The organism is Streptomyces lydicamycinicus, assembly GCF_000829715.2.
GTDB classification, from domain to species: Bacteria; Actinomycetota; Actinomycetes; order Streptomycetales; family Streptomycetaceae; genus Streptomyces; species Streptomyces lydicamycinicus.
The window spans coordinates 457647-475609 of record NZ_BBNO01000005.1 but is presented as its reverse complement, the minus strand read 5'-3'; the positions used below and the strand labels follow the sequence as shown (position 1 = coordinate 475609).

Below are 17963 nucleotides of genomic sequence, written 5' to 3'. Positions count from 1 at the left end.
AGGACTGTGCCGTTATGCGCACTTCCCTTGGGATCGGTGCGAGATCGCACCCTCGCGACACTTCACCCCATCCACCCCACCAGGATGCGTTATTTGGTGCCAGAAGTCGGAATCCGGTCGTCGTGGCGCAGCGCCCCGAACAACTCCCGCGCACCGCTCTCGTTCCACGCCAGCACCGACCCGACACCACTGACCATCACCCCGGGCCGGTTCACCGGAACCGTCGTCGCCGTACCGCCGCCCCCGGCGATCTGCTTCATCGACCAGCCCATATCCAGCACCCGCGCCATGTCCGCGCCGTCGTCCACGACCAGCGCCGCCAGCGAGGTGTCCAGGACACGCTGGAACCGGTCCGGGTCGAGGAGCACCGACGGGGCGGCCATCTCCTCCGCCACCGCACCGAGCAACTGCCGCTGACGCTTCACCCGTCCGAGGTCACCCTCCGGGTCGGCATACCGGGCCCGTACGAACGCCAGCGCCTCGGCGCCGTTCATCCGCCGGCAGCCGGCCGGGAAGTCCGCGCCCGACTTCTCGTCCTTCAGCGGGGCGTCCAGACACAGCCGCACCCCGTCCAGCGCGTCCACGACCTGGACGAACCCGAGGAAGTTCACCTCGGCGTAGCGGTCGATCCGCAGTCCGGTCGCCTGCTCCACCGTTCGGGTGAGCAGCTGCGGGCCGCCGTCCGCATATGCCTCGTTGATCTTCCGGCTGCCATGGCCGGGTATCGGGACGTAGCTGTCGCGCGGCAGGCTGACCAGCGTGGGGCCGTGCTCACCGGAGTGCAGCACCATGATCGTGTCGGTGTTCTGCACCTCGTTGTTGCCGACGTGCAGCTCATCGCGCTGCTCGGGGGTCAGCGCGGTACGGCTGTCCGTGCCGACCAGCAGCCAGTTCGTGCCCTTGCCCGCGGCCGGACGCCCGGCGTACTCGCCCAGCGCATCGACGTGCTGGAGCTGCCGCCCCGCCGAGACGTACAGCCAGGCCCCGCCCGCGACCACCAGGGCGACCAGCACCAGCAGTGTCACCAGGGTCCAGGTGAGCCACGCCCGCCGGCGGCGGCGCGGCCCCGGCCTGCGCGGCGGCCGGCCCGTCGGCCCGCGGTGCCACCACCGCGGGCGCCCTGCCCGGTACAGCGTCGTCGACGACGCCTGCGACAGCGGGGGTATCGGACGGCCCATATACGCATGGTCAGGGCGCCCGGCCCATCCCGCAGGTCGAGCGCCCGGCCCCGGACCGGCGCCGGCACCCGCCGCCGGACCGGTGACGCAGCGCTACAACAGCCCGTCCCACATCTGCTCCAGCAGGACCGACCACCAGGTCTCCGGCGACCCCAGCGCGGGCGGGTCCAGGGCGACCAGCTGTGCCTGGAAGTCGACGGTCCAACGGCCCGCCTGCTCGGGCGTCAGCCCGTACCGCAGCCGCCACATCCGCCCCAGCATCGCCAGACAGCGCACGAACTCCGGCAGCCCCGAGTTCACGAACTGCGGTGTCGCCGGCTGCCCGCCCGGCCCGGCCTCCATGGGCACCGCCACGATGTGCGCGGTCCCGTACTGCACACACAGCTGACGGCCGAAGTCATTGCCCATCACCAGATACGAACCGGCATCCGCGGCCGGCTGCACCATCCGCTCCGCCGCCAGCTCCGCCAGCGTCGGCACCGGGCGGTGCGGCTGCGCCTGCGCCCAGAAGAACGGCCCGAAGTCGACCGGCAGCCCGGCCCACACCAGCATCTGCGCCACCACGTCGGGTACCCCCTGCCGGGAGACCGCCCGCTGGTCGAAGCGGAACAGGGCCTGCGGGCCGAACGCCTGCTCCAGCTCCTGTCCGATCACCTGCGGGGGCACCGGCGGCACCGGTGGCACCTGCGAGGGATGCGGCAACGGCACCCGCACCGGCGCCGGCCGCGCCGGGCCGTCCGCGACCTGGTGCAACTCGCCCTGATGCTCGACGAGATGCCGTACGCCCTGCTGGCGCGAGGCATGGTCACGGCCGTACGCGGCGGTGTGGCTGATCCGCACCTGCGGCCAGTTGTCCCGGATCATCCGGGCGCAGTAGCCACCCGGCAGGTCACAGCACTCCAGCTCGGTGTGCAGCTCCAGCACCTGCTGCGGCGGGACGTTCATCGCGCGCAGCTCATGCAGCAGCTGCCACTCCGGGTGCGGTGTACCGGGCGCGGAACGGCGCACGATCTTCTGCTCGGACCCGTCCGGCGCGCGATAGCTCAGCACGGCCATATAGCCCGGACCGACCGTCGGCTGACCGCTCGGCGCCTGCGGATAGCCGTACCCACCGCCGCCGGGGCCCGGCGCGCCGGGCGGCCCCTGCGGAGGACCGGGCGGCGCCGCGGGCGGGGGCGTGGGCCCGGCCGACGGGGGGACACCCGGCCCGCCGGGACCGCCGTCGGGCAGCGCCGCGCCGCCGGCCAGCATCGTGGCCGCCGCATGCACGCCGCCGCCGGTACCGCCCGCGGCGGGCGGCGGGGGCGGCGGGGGCGGACCGCCCTGGCCGCCGGAGCTCCGGCCGTCCGCGGGCACCCCGGGCTTACCGGGCGGGCCGGGAGGCTTGGGCACGCCCGGCACACCGGGCGGCGCGGGCGGCGGCGGCACCCCGGGGCCACCAGCGGCACCGCCCGCACCCCCGAGGGACGCCTGGAGGGACGCGCCGTCGGCGAGCATCGTCGCCGCGGCATGCACCCCACCGGACCCGGAACCGCCGGCCGCGGGGGAACCGGCGCCACCGGAGCCGGACCCGTCGGACCCGGCGGACGCGTCCGCCCCGCCCGGCCCGTCCACCGCGCTGAGATCCACGTCCGCCGCGTCCAGCTGCGAGACCAACTGCGTCGGCACATAACCACCGGCCGGGACTCCCGGCGCACCGGGGCCGGACGCCGCGGGGCCGCCGGACGGGCGCAGCCCGGCGTCGCCTCCGTCGGCGGGCTGCGGCGCACCGTCCCGGCCCGCACCGGGCGAACCGGGCGCGGCGGGCGGCGGGGGCGGACCCGCGGCGGCGTTACCGGGCAGCGACGAGCCGTCGGCCAGCATCGTCGCCGCGGCATGCACCCCACCGCCCGCGGGCGGCGCGGGCGGCGCGGCAGGCGGCGGCACACCCGGCCCGGCCGCGGCGGGCGTACCGGCACCCGGCGGGGGCGGCACATCGGTGACCGGCGCGCCCGACGGCGGCGGCAGATCCGGCAGCGGACCGGCGGCCGGCGGCGCGGGCGGCATCGGCGGAGGCAGCGGACCGCTGCCGGCCCGGGCCCCGTCCTCCGGCAGATCCAGCGCGGGCGAGACCTGCGTACGCGGCAACTGACTGCCGCCGTGCAGAAGTTCGGTCTTGGCGTCCGGCCGGGCCCGCGGCGCCGACGGGGCGTCGTCCTCCTCGTCGAAACCGGCCAGCGGCGGTGCGAACACCGTCGCGGGCAGCCCCACCGAACGGTCCTCGCCCCCCGCGCCGGAGGTGGTGTCCGCGTCGGCCCACGGCGTCGGCACCCCGGCGGCACCGGCCCCCGGGCCCGTCTCCGCCGTCTGCGCACCGCTCTGCGCGGCCGCGCCGTCCGTGCCGTTGACGCTCACCTCGGCCCAGGCGTCCGACGCCGACGCCGCGGGCCCGGGCGCGGGAGCGGGAACGGACGGCGGGGCCGCCGGGGTCTGCTCACCGCCCGCGGTCCGCTGCTCCGGAACTCCCCGCGCGTCCGCCGCCTCCTGCAACCACTCCGGCGGCGTCAGCAGGAACGAGGTGGCCTCCAGGTCGATCCGCTGCGGCGGCGCCTCGGCCGCGCCGCCGTCCACAGCGGCGCCGTACTCCTCCTCGTAACGCCGGATCACCTCACCCACCGGCAGCCCCGGCCACAGCGTCGTCTCCCCGCTGTCCCGCGCGATCACCAGCCGGGCCCGGCCGCCATCCGTCGCCGGACCGCCCTCCCGGTCCTCTGCCCAGGCCACGAAGCCCAGATCGAACTCCCGCACCCGTACCTCACGGTGGAGCGCCGCCGGCACGTCGCCGTTCACCCACCGCTCGGCGCGCTCCTGCGCCTGCGCGAACGTCACCACCGCGCTCAACCCCCCACCGCGACCGCGTACGCGAAACCGCCGTCGACCATCAGATCCGCCACCGTCTCCAGCTCCGGCGGATTGCCCGCCAGCCGCTGGAGAAAGTCATCGAAATCCGCGCCGCACGGCAACAACAGCCGCTCGACCCGCTCCTGCACCGTCCACCCGTCCTGGTCCCGCGCATCGTCGTACGGGCAGAACCACACCGAGCCGAGCGCCTCGCCGCGCACCTTTACCGCGACCACACCGCCCTGCACGAACGCCACGCCCAGGTAATCCTTGGTGAAGTGGTCCCGCAGGCACTTGTTCACATAGAGCAGGTCGTTGACCGCCGCGTCATCGCGCACCGTGAAGAACGGCTGGTCGACCAGCAGCCCCAACTCCGCGTCCAGCGCCGCTCCCACGGGCGCACACCCGCCCGCCGCCTTCAGAAACGACCGGTAGGCGCCCGGCAGCCGGTAGCCCAGCGCCTCCTCGGCCTGCGCCAACTGCTCCTCGCCCACGGACAGATCACGGTGCGGCAGCCCGAAGTGCGCCGGCCGCGTCTCCTGCAACGGGCGGGTACCGCGCTTGTCGTGCGCCACGGCGGCCGTCGCCAGCCCGCCGTGATGCCGCAGCAGCGCCTTCACCTCGACCGGGATCAGCTCCATCCGCCGGGTACCGGCCACGTGATGCCAGGTCCAGCCGTGCGGCGTCGCCACGGCCGGCACATCTATCCACAGCTCGTGCCCCTGCGCGTGCAGGGCCGCGTTCGCCGAGACATAGTCCGTCAGCCGCAGTTCATCGACGCCGAAACCCTCCGGCGGCTCGGCGATCTCCGCGGCCGCGCGCGCATACGGTGAGAACTCCGGGAAACCCCGTTCGTCCATCCGCACACCGGCGGGGTACCGTGCGGCACGGACCGGATCCGGAAAATGCACGACCTGCCCGGCATAGGCCGAATTCGGTGGCGCGGCATGTCCCGCCGCCCGGGGGCCGGGGAGTGCCCCCAGCCCTTGCCGACCTGTCGTCATCGCGCTTGCCCCCTGGCTGAAGCTGGCTTTGGAGCACAGCCTAAGCCGTACCGCTACGCCCTCCCCCCTCCCCCGTCCCTGTCCGTCAGCCCCGCGACACACCGACGTCACCCACCGCCCCACCACCCCCGAGCCCCCCGCGCACCACCCCGCCCACCAGCCCCGTTACCCCACGACCGACGCCCCGTCAGCCCGCCGTGAGATCATCGACAGCCCGCCCGACTACCGCAACACCCAGCACATTTGGCAGGCTGACCCTCCCCCACCTAGGGCCGGGGGGACCCCCAGCTACACGGGGATTCGGGGAGGGAAAGCACCACCATGAGCACCACTGCACGCCACCACAACTCAGCCGCCGGCGACCCCCGCATCGGCTGGAGCGGCACCGCCGACGGCGCACCCGCCCTCCACCACCGCCGCGACGGCATCCTCCCCACCATCGGCGCCGCCCTGTCAGTACGCGGACAAACCCTCACCTGTACCGCCGGCAAGGCCGAACAGCCCCCCGCCCTGCACCCCCTCGTCCAGGACTTCCTCGACACCCTCGCCACCGCACAACGCGAACGTTTCACCGGACGCTGCCCCGAAGCCGTCCTGCTCTCCCGGCACCTCACCGCCGTCGAAGGCAACCGCGGCAAACGCGCCTCCCGCAAACCTCTCACCAACGGCGAAGCCCGCCGCTCCCTCAAACACTCCAAACTCACCGCACGCCACATCCGCGAGGACGGCGACCCCCAGCACGGCAGCTACGCCCCGCCCTGCCGCTCCTGCGACGCCCTCCTCGCCCACTTCGGCGTCATGCCCATCAGCGGCACCACGCCCACAGGAAGCTGACCGCCACCATGCCGCCCACCACCCCCGGCCCCCGCACCCCCGCCCACGACCGGACCGACTCGACCCGCTTCCCGGCGGCCGTCGACGTCGCCCTCCACGAAGCCGGCTGGCACCCCGGCCGCTGGGACATAAAGCAGGCGGAACACTGGGCCGACACCCTCCGCGCCCACACCTCCCCCGCGGGCCACCGCCACACCGTCTTCCCCGCCGCCGTCGAGGCCTGGGCCGAATTCGGCGGACTGCACATCGCCGGGCCCGGCCCCGGCCGGCACATCGCCCCCACCCCCTTCGCCGTCGACCCGCTGCACGGCCTCCACCTCGCCCGCACCCTCGGCGACCTCGGCCGTGCCCTGGAGACCGACGTGGCCCCCCTGGGCCGCGAAGAACTCACCACCCACGACGGCGCCACCTACGGCCAGGCCACCCTCGCCATCGACGCCGAAGGCCGCGTCTACAGCCTCGACCACACCGGCGACTGGTACCTGGGACCGGACATCGACAGTGCGCTGGGGGTCCTGGTGCTGGGGTCACGGCCCGTACGGCTGGGCGTCGCGGGCCACACCGGCGACTGAGCGGCCGCGGCCGGGCGTACGCGCGTCAGCTCACCGCGGAGGCCGCCGGCAGCACCGCCGACACCCGGAAGCCACCGGCCTCCGTCGGGCCCGAGACGAACACACCGCCCAGCGCCGTCACCCGCTCCCGCATCCCCACCAGGCCATTGCCGCCGCTCGGCAGCCCCGCATCGGCCGCGCCGCCCTCGCAGGGGCCGTTCTCCACCTGCACCGCGAGCTCCCCCTCCCGGTGCGCCAGCCGCACCCGTGCCCGCGCCCCCGGCGCATGCTTGTGCACATTCGTGAGCGCCTCCTGCACCACCCGGTAGACGGTCCGCTCCACCGGCGGCGCATACCGCTGCCCGGCGGCAGCCGCCAGCTCCCCCTCGGCCGCCCCGTCCACCGTCAGCTCGACGACCATCCCGGCCGCCCGGGACTGGCCCACCAGATCCCCGAGCTCCGCCAGATACGGCCCCTCGGAATCCGCCTCCGCGGCCGCCGGCGCGGCCACCGGCGCCCCGCGCTCAGGGCCCCCGTCCCCCGCGGACTCCGCGACCACGGACGCCTCCGGCGACCGCGTCTGCACCGTCGCCTGCGCGCCCGCCCGGGAAGCCACCGCCGCCAGCCGCTCGGGCGCACCCGACGCCGCGGCGCCCCGCACCGCCGCCCCGTCGGCCGTCCGCAGCACCCCCAGCATCTCCCGCAGCTCCGTCAGCGCCTGCCGCCCCATGTCGCCGACCAGGCCCGCGTTCTTCGACGCCTTCTCCGGGTCCTTCAGCGCCACCGCCTGCAACGCCGCCGCATGCACCACCATCAGGCTCACCCGGTGCGCGACCACATCGTGCATCTCCCGCGCGATCCGCGTCCGCTCCTCGTTACGGGCCCACTCCGCCCGCTCCTCGGCCCGGTCCGCCAGCAGCGACAGCTCGCGCTCCAGGCCGTCCGCCCGCTCCCGCAGGCTCTCCACGAGCCGCCGCCGGGCCCCGACATACAGCCCCCACAGCACCGGCGGCGCCGTCAGCACCAGCCCCAGCGCCAGCGACATCGCCGGCAGCAGCCACATCGGCGGCTGGAAGTCCTCCTGCGCCAGCACGTCCTGCCGCAGGCTGAGGAACGTCGTCACCAACGTCCCCGCCACGGTCATCCCCGCCAGCAACCCCGTGATCCGGCGCGGCACATCCGACGCGGCGAGCGTGTACAGCCCCACCGTGCTCAGCAGCCCGCCCATCTCCGCCGGGATCACCGCTATCGAGACCAGCACCACCACCACCGGCCAGCGCCGGCGCACCAACAGCACCGGACCCGCCAGCAGGCCGAGCAGCACCCCGACCAGCTCGGGCAGCTGCGCCCCCGAGGCGAACCGTGCGCCCTCGAACGCACACTCCACCGCGGAAGCCGCCGCCAGCACCACATCCAGCACGGCACTCCGCCGCCGGGCCCACCACCACGGCCCGCTCACCGGCGCACCCCGCGCGCCCACACCTTCACTTGCCCCCGTCGCGGTCATACCGACCAGCCTACGGGCGCCCGTCCGCGATTCCCCCGGCCCGTTATCGGCCACAGCCAGGCCGTTACCGGCATCGCGATCGAGCCGGGCTGCTGATCCGGGGGCGACAACGTGCAGAGCTATACCGTCGCATCGAAGGCTGGTGGTACGGCATAGTGTTGGGTGCCAAGCGGCCAGACCGACGAGATGTCCAGTTTGAGTCGCTCTACTATCCCCTGTGGTGTAATTGGCAGCACTGAGGCTTTTGGTGCCTTATGTCCGGGTTCGAGTCCTGGCAGGGGAGCACATGCACAACGGGCGAATTTCCGGGTCCTGACCACCACGTCAGGACCCGCCCGCGTTTCGGCTGCTATACGCACCGGTATCCTTCGGATGACCACCACCCGAAGTAGCCAAGAAGCCGAAGGGCATCCCCGTGAGCGCCAACCGCCCGGCAGCCGTCGTCGTTCTCGCAGCGGGTGAGGGCACCCGCATGAAGTCGGCCACACCGAAGGTCCTGCACACCGTCAGTGGCCGCTCCCTCGTCGGCCATGTCGTCGCCGCCTCCCGTGAGCTGGACCCCGAGCATCTCGTCGTGGTCGTCGGCCACGCCCGTGAGCAGGTGCAGGCACATCTCTCCGAGGTCGACCCCGATGTGCGCACCGCGGTGCAGCACGAGCAGAACGGCACCGGTCACGCGGTGCGCACGGCTCTGGAGGAGCTGAGCCAGAGCGGCGTGGCCGTCGACGGCACGGTGATCGTCGTCTGTGGTGACACTCCGCTGCTGACCGGTGAGACGCTGCGGCTGCTCGGTGACACGCACGCCGCGGACGGCAACGCCGTCACGGTGCTGTCGGCCGAGGTGCCGGACGCCACGGGTTATGGGCGCATCGTGCGCGAGGAGAGCTCCGGCGCGGTGACCGCGATCGTCGAGCACAAGGACGCGAGCGTGGCGCAGCGGGCGATCCGGGAGATCAATTCCGGGGTGTTCGCCTTCGACGGGCGACTGCTGGTCGATGCGCTCGGCAAGGTGCGTACGGACAACAGTCAGGGCGAGGAGTACCTGACCGATGTGCTGGGGATCGTGCGGGAGGCCGGGCACCGGGTCGGTGCGGCGGTGGCCGCTGACCACCGGGAGATCCTGGGGATCAACAACCGGGTGCAGCTGGCGCAGGCGCGGCGGCTGCTGAACGACCGGCTGCTGGAGCAGGCGATGCTGGCCGGTGTGACGGTGGTGGATCCGGCGTCGACGTGGGTGGATGTGTCGGTGACGTTCGAGCCTGATGCGACGGTCCATCCGGGGACGCAGCTGCTGGGTGCCACGCATATCGCGTCGGGTGCCGAGGTGGGCCCGCATTCCCGGTTGACGGATACGTCGGTGGGTGCGGGCGCGGTGGCGTCGTTCACGGTGGCCGAGGGTGCGCGTATTGGCGACGGGGCGAATGTCGGGCCTTACGCCTATCTGCGTCCGGGGACGGATCTTGGTCCGAAGTCGAAGGCCGGTGCGTACGTGGAGATGAAGAACGCGTCGATCGGTGAGGGCACGAAGGTGCCGCATCTTTCGTATGTGGGAGATGCGACGATTGGCGAGTTCACCAATATCGGTGCGGCGAGTGTCTTTGTGAACTACGACGGTGAGGCGAAGCACCACACCACGGTCGGTTCACATTGCAGGACGGGGTCGGACAACATGTTTGTGGCTCCTGTCACGGTCGGGGACGGCGCTTATACGGCGGCCGGCTCTGTTATCACCAAAGATGTGCCCCCGGGTTCGCTGGCGGTCGCGCGTGGCCAGCAGCGGAATATCGAGGGTTGGGTCGCGCGGAAGCGGCCTGGAAGCGCCGCCGCGCAGGCGGCTTCGGCTGCTCGCCAGGAGTCCGAGGGCGAGCGGTGATCGTGCAAGGGGTGCGCCGTGCGGGGCGTACCGTGATGAACGCACGCAAACTGTGATTCGAGGAGATTTGCTGTGACCGGGATCAAGACGACCGGCGAGAAGAAGCTGATGCTCTTCTCCGGCCGCGCCCACCCCGAGCTTGCCGAGGAGGTCGCGCACCAGCTGGGTGTGGGCCTGGTCCCGACGAAGGCATTCGACTTCGCCAATGGCGAGATCTATGTCCGCTATCAGGAGTCGGCGCGTGGCGCGGACTGCTTTTTGATTCAGAGCCACACGGCTCCGATCAATAAGTGGATCATGGAACAGCTGATCATGATTGATGCACTGAAGCGGGCCTCGGCCCGGAGCATCACCGTGGTCGTGCCGTTCTACGGTTATGCGCGTCAGGACAAGAAGCACCGTGGCCGTGAGCCGATTTCGGCGCGGCTGATCGCCGATCTGATGAAGACGGCGGGTGCGGACCGTGTGGTGACGGTGGATCTGCACACCGACCAGATCATGGGCTTCTTCGACGGCCCGGTGGATCACCTTTTCGCGCTGCCGGTCCTCGCGGACTACGTGGGCGCGAAGGTGGACCGCTCGAAGCTGACCGTCGTGTCGCCGGACGCGGGCCGGGTGCGGGTGGCGGACCGCTGGTGTGACCGTCTGGGCGCGCCGCTGGCGATCGTGCACAAGCGGCGTGACAAGGACGTGGCGAACCAGGTCACGGTGCATGAGGTCGTCGGTGACGTGAAGGACCGGGTGTGTGTCCTGGTCGACGACATGATCGACACCGGTGGCACGATCTGCGCGGCGGCGGATGCGCTGTTCGCGAATGGCGCCTCGGATGTGATCGTGACGGCGACGCACGGTGTGCTGTCGGGTCCGGCGGCGGACCGGCTGAAGAATTCGAAGGTGAGCGAGTTCGTCTTCACGAATACGCTGCCGACGCCTTCGGAGCTGGAACTGGACAAGATCACGGTGCTGTCGATGGCGCCGACCATTGCCCGGGCGATCCGTGAGGTGTTCGAGGACGGTTCGGTGACGAGCCTCTTCGAGGAGCAGTGAGGCAGGGACGCCGGGCGGGCCTGTGAGGTAGTCCGGGTCTGATCGACTTTGGGGCGGCCTTCCGGCCGGGTAGACTCATCGAGTTGCTCGGCGAGGGAGGCCGCCCTTTTGTGGTGGCTGTCCGTTATCGACGCGCTCTTCGTAGCAGGTCTGTCGTGGGCCGGGTAACGCCCACCAGATGTTTCTGAGATACGAGGAGTGCAGTCATGGCTGAGGTCAAGCTCGACGCCCAGGTCCGTACCGACTTCGGTAAGGGTGCCGCCCGTCGTGCGCGCCGTGCGGACCTGGTTCCCGCGGTCATTTACGGTCACGGCGCGGAGCCGCAGCACGTGGCGATCAACAACCACGCGCTGATGATGGCGCTGAAGACGCCGAACGCGCTGATCCGTCTGGAGTTCGACGGCAAGAGCGAGCTGGTCATCCCCAAGGCCGTGCAGCGTGAGGCGATCCGCCAGTTCCTGGTGCACGTCGACTTCCTGGCCGTGAAGAAGGGCGAGAAGGTCAACGTCGAGCTGCCGATCCACACCGAGGGCGAGCTGGCCCCGGGCGGCAACCTCCTCGAGTACGTGCTGAACACCCTGCCGGTCGAGGCCGAGGCCACCCACATCCCGGAGTCGGTCACCGTCTCCATCGCGGGTCTGGACGCCGGTCACTCGGTGCACGCCAAGGACATCGCGCTGCCGGCCGGTGTGTCGCTGGGCGTGGAGGACGACGCCGTGGTGCTCCAGGTCGTCGCGGCGCAGGCGGAGGCGCCGGCCGAGGAGGCCGCCGAGGGTGAGGGCGCCGAGGGCGCCGAGGCCTGAGTCGTTTTTCGCTGAGACGGTTCTCTCAGCTTTGTCCAGCCGCTGCCGCGCGCCTTTGGGTGCGGGGTGGCGGTTGGGCTGTTTCATGGGCAGTTGCGGTCGGGGCCGGCGGGTGTGGCCGGCGGATGTGGGAGTGGCTGAGATGGCGGACGCTGATCCGTGGCTGGTGGTGGGGCTGGGTAATCCGGGCCCGGAGTATGCGCGTAATCGCCACAATGTGGGGTTCATGGTGGCGGATTTGCTGGCGGAGCGGATGGGGGGCCGTTTCAAGGCACACAAGTCACGGGCGCAGGTGGTGGAGGGGCGTTGTGGTGCGCCCGGTCCGTCGAGCCGTCGTGTGGTGGTGGCGAAGCCGTTGTCGTTCATGAATCTGTCGGGTGGGCCGACGACCGCGCTGCGGGATTTCTACAAGGTGCCGGTGGCCAATATCGTGGCGATTCACGATGAGTTGGATATTGATTACGGTGCGCTGCGACTGAAGCTGGGCGGCGGTGACAACGGTCACAACGGTCTGAAGTCGATCACAAAGTCGCTGGGGTCGGAGTATCACCGGGTGCGTTTCGGGATCGGGCGTCCGCCGGGCCGTATGCAGGTGGCGGATTTTGTGCTGAAGGACTTTTCCGCGGCGGAGCGGCGTGAGTTGGACTATTTCGTGGACCGTGCGGCGGATGCGGTGGAGACGCTGATCGTCGACGGTCTGGAGCGGGCGCAGACCACGTACAACTCCTGAATGGGACAGGTGTGGTCAGGCTCTGACGAACCGTTGTCGGAGGTTGACCGGGTGCTGGTGCATGGCCAAGGATCGCGGCCATGCCCAGAAGCAGCACGCGCACCCGTTCGGTCAGACGTAGTCGTACCCGGCGGATCGGTGAGGGCGCCGTTGGGGCGCTGCTTGTCGTCCGGGTGGGGTTGATGGGTCTGCTGGCGTTGCTCCTGCTGGTGGCGGGGGTGTGGACGTCGTGGCAGACGGCGCAGTACGCGATGCTCGTCAAGGCGCAGGGGCGCGGTGTGATGAAGGTGTCGGCGTGTGCGGGTGAGCGGTGCACGGGCCCGTATGTGCCGTCGTCGGGTCAGACGCGGAAGCTGGCGAAGGTGTCGATCGCGGAGGGGGCCGCGGACAAGGGCACGCAGGTCGAGGTGACGGTCAAGCCGGGGACGACGCACGCGGTGCGGACCGGGGCGGCCGGGATTCTGCATGCGTGGGTGCCGTTCGCGGGGTCGTTGCTGCTGGCGGCGCTGGTGGTGGCCGGGGGGATGCGGCTGCGGCGTACGGCGTGGGTGATGGGGTTGCTGGGCGCGGTGTTGCTGGGCGCCGCGTTCACGGCGCTCTAGGGCTTCCCCGGGATTGAGGCCCCCAGGGCTTCCCGGGACCGATACGGCGGCGGCCCGTCCTCCTCGGTGGGAGGGCGGGCCGCCGCCGTGTGTGGTGCCGGGGCCGGGTCAGCCGGTGTTGCGCAGTCCGGCGGCGACGCCGTTGACGGTCAGCAGCAGGGCGCGGGCGAGGACCGGGTCGGCCTCCTCACCGCGTTCGGCGGCGCTGCGCTGGCGGTCCAGCAGCGAGACCTGGAGGTAGGAGATCGGGTCCAGGTAGGCGTCGCGGATGTGGAAGGTCTGCTTGAGGACCGGGTTGGAGTCGAGGAGTTCCTTTTCGCCGGTGACGCGCAGGACCTCGGCGACGGTGAGCTCGTGCTCGGCCTTGATGACGTCGAAGACGTGCTTGAGCTTGTCGGGGACCAGGGTGTCGACGTAGTGCTGGGCGATCCGCAGGTCGGTCTTGGCCAGCGTCATGGTGACGTTGGACAGGAAGTTGCGGAAGAAGTGCCAGTACTCGTGCATCTCGTCCAGCACGCTGTCGAGTCCGGCTTCGCGGGCGGCCTTGAGGCCGGTGCCGACGCCGAACCAGCCGGGGACGATCTGGCGGGACTGGGTCCAGCCGAAGACCCACGGGATGGCGCGGAGTCCGTCGAGGCCGGCGCCGGAGTCGGGGCGGCGGGAGGGGCGCGATCCCAGGTGGAGCTCGGCGAGCTGGTCGACGGGGGTGGAGGCGAAGAAGTACGCGGGCAGGTCCGGGTCCTCGACGAGGCGGCGGTAGGCGCCGTGGGCCGCGTCGGAGACCGTCTCCATGGCCGCGTCCCAGCGGGCCAGCGCCTCGTCGGACTGCCGGGGGGCGGTGTGCAGGGCGGAGGCCTGGAGGGTGGCGGCGACCGTCAGCTCCAGGTTTTCCCGCGCCAGCGAGGGCACCAGGTACTTGTCGGAGATGACCTCGCCCTGCTCGGTGACCTTGATCTCGCCTTCGAGGGTGCCGTAGGGCTGGGCGAGGATCGCGTCGTGCGAGGGGCCGCCGCCGCGGCCGACGGTGCCGCCGCGGCCGTGGAAGAGGCGCAGCCGTACGCCGTGCCGGTGGGCGACGTCGCGCAGCAGGCGCTGGGCGCGGTGGATCTCCCACTGGGAGGTGGTGATGCCGCCGAACTTGGAGGAGTCGGAGTAGCCGAGCATGACCTCCTGGACGTCGCCGCGCAGGGCGACCAGGCGCCGGTAGGAGGGGTCGGCGAGCATCTCGTCGAGCAGCTGGTCGGCGATCTTGAGCTCGTCGGTGGTCTCCAGCAGCGGCACGATGCCGACCTTGGCCCAGCCGGCGTGCAGATCGATCAGGCCGGCCTCGCGGGCGAGGACGGTGGCGGCGAAGACGTCGTCGGAGCCCTGGCACATCGAGATGATGTAGGACTCGATGACCTCGGGGCCGAAGGTCTCCTTGGCCTTGAGGATGGTGCGGAAGACGCCGAGCGTCTTGGCGCCGGCCTCGTCGAGGGGCGCCGGGGTGGGAGCCAGCGGACGGCGCGAGCGCAGCTCCTTGGCGAGGAGCTTGCGGCGGTAGTCGCGCGGCATGTCCACGTAACGCCAGGACTCCTCGCCGAGGCGGTCGAAGAGCTGCCCGAGGGCGTGGTGGTGCGCGTCGGCGTGCTCGCGGATGTCCATGGTGGCGAGCTGGAGGCCGAAGGCGGCGATGGTGCGCAGGGTGCGCTCCAGACGGCCGTCGGCGACCAGGCCGCCGCGGTGTTCGCGCAGCGAGCTCTGGATGAGCGCGAGGTCGTCGAGGAGCTCGGTGGTGCCGAGGTAGTCCCGGCCGGGGACGTGCGGGGTGTCGCCGGCCAGGCGCTCGCGGGTGTTGAGGAGCTTCTGCCGGATGCAGGTCGCCTTGAGGCGGTAGGGCTCCTCGCTGTTCAGCCGCTTGTAGCGCGGGCTGATCTCCGGGAGGAGGTCGAGGTCGCGCTGGAGGGAGGCCAGCAGCTCATCGGTGGCGCCGCAGTTGCGGATGGAGTTGGACAGCGCGCCGCGCAGCTCGTCGACGTGCTCCAGGGCGTCGGTGATCCCGTGCTCGTGCTGGAGCAGCAGGACGTCCCAGGTGACCTGGGGGGTGACGTTGGGGTTGCCGTCGCGGTCGCCGCCGATCCAGGTGCCGAAGGTGAGCGGGCGGGTGCCGGCGGGCAGCTCGGTGCCGGCCCGCTCCAGCTCGGCGGCGAGGTCCTCAAGGACGTCGCCGACCGCGCCGCGGCCCAGCTCGTCGAGGTAGTAGATGGCGTTCCGGGCCTCGTCGGTGGGCTCGGGGCGGGCGACCCGCAGCTCGTCCGTCTGCCAGATGAGGTCGATGTTCTCGGCGAGGCGGAGGTCGGCGCGGCGGCGCTCGCCCTCGGGGCTGTCCAGCAGCTCGGCGACCTTGCGGAGCTTGGTGAGGACGGAGCGCCGGGCGGCCTCGGTGGGGTGCGCGGTGAAGACGGGGCGTACGCCGAGGTTGCCGGCGGTCGCGCGCAGGTGCTCGGGGTCGGCGTCCTTCAGCATGTCGGCGGTGCGGGCGAGGATGCTGCCCTCGGCGGCGCGCCGGGCGCCCAGCTCGCGGCCGCGGTGGACCTGCTCGGTGACGTTCGCGAGGTGGAAGTACGTGGAGAAGGCGCGCACCAGCTTGGCGGCGGTGGCCAGGTCGGTGTCGCCCAGGAGCCCGGCAGCGGCTTCGCCGTCGGAACGGGTCAGGGCGCGTACCCGCTCGACCAGATCGAGCAGTTCCTGACCCTCCTGTCGGACGAGGGTCTCGCCGAGGAGATCACCGAGGCGGCGGATGTCGGCACGCAAGGCGACGTTGTCGCTCGGGCCGGCTTCGGGGCCTTCGATGGACACGATCTCGGCTGGAGTGTTGTCGGCACTGCTCACTGGTGCGGCTCCTTGCGGCGATCAGGGACGTCGCACGTGACCCATGGGTGGGGCCGGTACGGGCGACGGGTTGGGCAGGTTCTGATGCGGGCGGGTTGCGGACCGCGCTGTCCGACGTCCCCAGGATAGGTCTGTCCCAGCCTCGGCAGATCACACCGTCCGCAGGGTGGGCACTGCGTCACAGCCGGGCGGGTGTGGCGCCTGTCACGGCCTTGCCCGTGGCGGCGGCACTGCCATACTTACGAGACCGTAGGTTACGGTTCCGTAGCCGTAGCCGTGCCCCCGAGCCCCCGACGAGGGACACCATGACCGCTGGTCCTGAAGCCGTAGAAGATCCCCCGATTCCCGCCGATTCCGCCGTCGCGGCACCGTCCGCGACGCTCGGCGGTGAGCAGCGCAGGTCGGTCGAACAGATCACGCTCCTGCTGTTCATCACCGTCCCGTTCGTGGCCCTGGTGGCCGCGGTGCCACTGGCCTGGGGCTGGGGGGTGAGCTGGCTCGACCTGGCGCTGATGGTGGCGATGTACTACATCGGCTGCCACGGCATCACGATCGGCTTCCACCGCTACTTCACGCATGGTTCGTTCAAGGCGAAGCGGCCGCTGCGGATCGCGCTCGCGATCATGGGGTCGCTGGCCGTGGAGGGGCCGCTGGTGCGCTGGGTGGCCGACCACCGCAAGCACCACAAGTTCTCCGACGCCGAGGGCGACCCGCATTCGCCGTGGCGCTTCGGCGAGACGGTCCCCGCCCTGATGAAGGGCCTGTGGTGGGCGCACATCGGCTGGATGTTCGACGAGGAGCAGACGCCGCAGCAGAAGTACGCACCGGACCTGATCAAGGACCCGGCGATCCGGACGATCTCCCGCCAGTTCGTACTGTGGACGACGGTGTCGCTGCTGATCCCGCCGCTGGTGGGCGGCCTGGTGACCTGGTCCTGGCAGGGTGCGCTGAGTGCGTTCTTCTGGGGTTCCCTGGTCCGGGTGGCCCTGCTGCACCACGTCACCTGGTCGATCAACTCCATCTGTCACGCGGTCGGCAAGCGCCCCTTCAAGTCCCGCGACCGCTCCGGGAACGTCTGGTGGCTGGCCGTCCTGTCGTGCGGCGAGTCCTGGCACAACCTGCACCACGCGGACCCGACCAGCGCCCGGCACGGGGTGATGAAGGGGCAGCTGGACTCCAGCGCCCGCTTGATCCGCTGGTTCGAGAAGGCGGGCTGGGCGTATGACGTCCGGTGGCCGGACGCGTCCCGTCTCGATGCCCGACGCGCGGAGAAGGCCGCCGGGGGTGCCGCCCGGCGGTAGCGGGGAAGGCATGATTGACGGGTGGCGATCGACGACAGCAGTACCAGCGGCAACAAGGGCAAGTCTTCCTCCGCGGGCACGCGGCGGGCCCGCAGGGTCCGGATGACCGGTGCGGAGCGCCGGGAGCAGCTGCTGGACATCGGTCGCACGCTCTTTGCCGAGCGGGGCTACGAGGGCACCTCGGTGGAGGAGATCGCGGCGAAGGCCGGGGTGTCCAAGCCGGTGGTCTACGAGCACTTCGGCGGCAAGGAGGGCCTGTACGCGGTGGTGGTGGACCGCGAGATGCGGCAGCTGCTGGACATGGTGACGGGCGCACTGACCGCCGGCCATCCCCGCGAACTCCTCGAACAGGCGGCCTTCGCGCTGCTCGACTACATCGAGACCTTCACCGACGGTTTCCGCATCCTGGTCCGCGATTCCCCCGTCGCCCAGTCGACGGGCACCTTCGCCTCTCTCATCAGCGATATCGCCACCCAGGTCGAGGACATCCTGGGCCTGGAATTCAAGGCCCGCGGCTTCGACCCGAAACTCGCCCCCCTCTATGCCCAGGCCCTGGTCGGCATGGTCGCCCTCACCGGCCAGTGGTGGGTCGACACCCGCAAACCGAAGAAGGCCGAGGTGGCGGCCCACCTCGTCAACCTGGCCTGGCACGGCCTGGGCAACCTGGAGGCGAAGCCGCGGTTGATAGGGCATCGGAAGAACTGAGGGCCCGTACCGGCCTCGGACCGGCGTCCCCACTCACGAATGCGCTTGAGCGGGAGGTGCCCCCCTCATGGGCGGCG

At 71.5% G+C, this 17963-nt stretch carries 14 protein-coding genes and 1 tRNA gene; 10 read left to right on the top strand and 5 right to left on the bottom strand.

Annotated features, from left to right (window positions below):
- Window positions 1-89: 89 nt before the first annotated feature.
- The 3 genes from TU31_RS19795 to TU31_RS19785 form a co-directional block, all read right to left on the bottom strand.
- Window positions 90-1025, bottom strand: coding sequence for an LCP family protein (locus tag TU31_RS19795; protein ID WP_042156379.1), 936 nt, complete (start codon window positions 1023-1025; stop codon window positions 90-92).
- A gap of 246 nt (window positions 1026-1271) precedes the next feature.
- On the bottom strand, window positions 1272-4049 hold the full coding sequence (locus TU31_RS19790) for an SUKH-4 family immunity protein (RefSeq protein WP_042156377.1): 2778 nt from the start codon (window positions 4047-4049) through the stop codon (window positions 1272-1274).
- 5 nt (window positions 4050-4054) lie between these two features.
- The gene (locus tag TU31_RS19785; protein ID WP_042156374.1) at window positions 4055-5062 is read right to left on the bottom strand and encodes an SMI1/KNR4 family protein; all 1008 of its coding nucleotides are present in this window, start codon (window positions 5060-5062) and stop codon (window positions 4055-4057) included.
- A gap of 321 nt (window positions 5063-5383) precedes the next feature.
- Between TU31_RS19785 and TU31_RS19780 the strand changes: the two genes are divergently transcribed.
- Both TU31_RS19780 and TU31_RS19775 read left to right on the top strand, forming a co-directional pair.
- A complete protein-coding gene (locus TU31_RS19780) occupies window positions 5384-5896 on the top strand; it encodes a YwqJ-related putative deaminase (protein WP_042156373.1) in 513 nt (170 codons plus the stop codon).
- A gap of 8 nt (window positions 5897-5904) precedes the next feature.
- Window positions 5905-6468, top strand: coding sequence for an SUKH-3 domain-containing protein (locus tag TU31_RS19775; protein WP_042156371.1), 564 nt, complete (start codon window positions 5905-5907; stop codon window positions 6466-6468).
- Between the two features lie 25 nt (window positions 6469-6493).
- On the opposite strand, the gene TU31_RS19770 is transcribed toward TU31_RS19775, so the two are convergent.
- Window positions 6494-7954 (bottom strand): sensor histidine kinase, encoded by a 1461-nt coding sequence (locus tag TU31_RS19770; protein ID WP_181018634.1) that lies wholly within the window; start codon window positions 7952-7954, stop codon window positions 6494-6496.
- A 211-nt stretch (window positions 7955-8165) separates the two neighbouring features.
- Here TU31_RS19770 and TU31_RS19765 point away from each other — a divergent pair.
- The 6 genes from TU31_RS19765 to TU31_RS19740 all read left to right on the top strand — a co-directional run bounded on the left by TU31_RS19765 (window position 8166) and on the right by TU31_RS19740 (window position 13009).
- Window positions 8166-8237 (top strand) — tRNA-Gln (locus TU31_RS19765).
- A gap of 132 nt (window positions 8238-8369) precedes the next feature.
- On the top strand, window positions 8370-9827 hold the full coding sequence (gene glmU / locus TU31_RS19760; protein ID WP_078885870.1) for a bifunctional UDP-N-acetylglucosamine diphosphorylase/glucosamine-1-phosphate N-acetyltransferase GlmU: 1458 nt from the start codon (window positions 8370-8372) through the stop codon (window positions 9825-9827).
- A gap of 72 nt (window positions 9828-9899) precedes the next feature.
- A complete protein-coding gene (locus tag TU31_RS19755) occupies window positions 9900-10874 on the top strand; it encodes a ribose-phosphate diphosphokinase (RefSeq protein ID WP_042156365.1) in 975 nt (324 codons plus the stop codon).
- Window positions 10875-11080: 206 nt separating this feature from the next.
- Complete coding sequence (locus TU31_RS19750) at window positions 11081-11677, top strand: 50S ribosomal protein L25/general stress protein Ctc (RefSeq protein ID WP_042156363.1); 597 nt, start codon at window positions 11081-11083, stop codon at window positions 11675-11677.
- Window positions 11678-11819: 142 nt separating this feature from the next.
- Window positions 11820-12407, top strand: coding sequence for an aminoacyl-tRNA hydrolase (gene pth, locus TU31_RS19745; RefSeq protein WP_042156360.1), 588 nt, complete (start codon window positions 11820-11822; stop codon window positions 12405-12407).
- Window positions 12408-12487: 80 nt separating this feature from the next.
- Window positions 12488-13009 carry a hypothetical protein gene (locus tag TU31_RS19740; protein WP_042156358.1) on the top strand — a complete coding sequence of 174 codons (522 nt, stop codon included), beginning with the start codon at window positions 12488-12490 and terminating at the stop codon, window positions 13007-13009.
- Window positions 13010-13117: 108 nt separating this feature from the next.
- On the opposite strand, the gene ppc is transcribed toward TU31_RS19740, so the two are convergent.
- On the bottom strand, window positions 13118-15880 hold the full coding sequence (ppc, locus tag TU31_RS19735; RefSeq protein WP_370682746.1) for a phosphoenolpyruvate carboxylase: 2763 nt from the start codon (window positions 15878-15880) through the stop codon (window positions 13118-13120).
- Window positions 15881-16185: 305 nt separating this feature from the next.
- Between ppc and TU31_RS19730 the strand changes: the two genes are divergently transcribed.
- Window positions 16186-17181 (top strand): acyl-CoA desaturase, encoded by a 996-nt coding sequence (locus tag TU31_RS19730; RefSeq protein ID WP_042156355.1) that lies wholly within the window; start codon window positions 16186-16188, stop codon window positions 17179-17181.
- 21 nt (window positions 17182-17202) lie between these two features.
- Window positions 17203-17886, top strand: a complete 684-nt coding sequence (locus tag TU31_RS19725) for a TetR/AcrR family transcriptional regulator (protein ID WP_042156353.1) — start codon at window positions 17203-17205, stop codon at window positions 17884-17886.
- Window positions 17887-17963 lie beyond the last annotated feature (77 nt).